The following is a 980-nucleotide window of genomic DNA, read 5'->3' on the forward strand; positions in this document are numbered from 1 at the left end:
GATAATTTGCCCATGACCGCGCTCTGAGAGTCTCATCCAGATTGTCGCGCAGGTCTCTCCCAGATCGCCGCGCTATAATCGTCGCCAACAATGCAACGGGTTGGTACGACGGTGATCGCTCGGAAGCTGCAGAAGATGCGACGGCTGGCGCGGGAATTGGCGCAGTCATCGGGGGCGCAGGAGGATTGCTCACAGGGTTAGGCATCATGGCCATTCCGGGCGTCGGGCCAGTAGTTGCCGCCGGATGGCTGGCGGCTACCGCAGCGGGGGCAGTTGCCGGTGCCGCTGTAGGGGGAGCAACGGGCGGAATTATCGGCGCAATGACAGATGCTGGCGTACCTGAAGCGGATGCCCATGTTTATGCAGAAGGCGTCCGTCGTGGCGGCGCTCTTGTAACGGCCAAGGTCGAGGATCAGCTTGTTCCAGATGCTGAACGGATCCTTGAACAGTCCAGGTCGATCGATCTCGCCGAACGCCGCAGTGAATACGAGGCTGGCGGGTGGACCGGCTTTGATCCCTATGCGGAGCCATACCCAGCAGAAGACATTGAGCGTAGTCGCATCCGCAATGTAGATCGACCTTAGTCGAGGAACTGAGTGTCCGAGGCCGTAGCAGTTCCGCGAGAACTGTTACGGCTTGTGGTTGCTTGCCTTCGCCAATTGTTTGGGCTCTTTCGGGGTTCAATCGGCGGCGGATCCAGGGTGTTTACAACCGGGTCGGTGGCTCGTCCGCGCTCCTTGCCGGCGTGTCGATCGGAGCGTTAGGGTCGCGCCGGACAGGCTCTTTTCGCCGCTCCTCTCTTTCTGAGTTTCTTTCATTCATGCTCCTCTTGAGCTAGGGTCAGGACTCATTGATCCAGAAGATGAATGTGGCGGCGAAAGCGATAGCGGACAGGAAGGTGTGGCGCAGCGGTCGTATCGGGTATGGATTCGTCGCCAGTCCTTGAGGCGGGCGAAGGTGTTCTCGATCTTGTGGCGTTG

At 59.5% G+C, this 980-nt stretch carries 1 protein-coding gene and 1 pseudogene; one reads left to right on the forward strand and one right to left on the reverse strand.

Annotated features, from left to right (window positions below):
- Positions 1-23 precede the first annotated feature (23 nt).
- Positions 24-584 (forward strand): hypothetical protein, encoded by a 561-nt coding sequence (locus AC0L3D_RS36740; protein WP_473647539.1) that lies wholly within the window; start codon positions 24-26, stop codon positions 582-584.
- Between the two features lie 256 nt (positions 585-840).
- Here the strand turns inward: AC0L3D_RS36740 and AC0L3D_RS36745 are convergent.
- A pseudogene (locus tag AC0L3D_RS36745) lies at positions 841-980 on the reverse strand (transposase); the annotation flags it as partial.

This window comes from Mesorhizobium sp. WSM4837 (genome assembly GCF_055811435.1).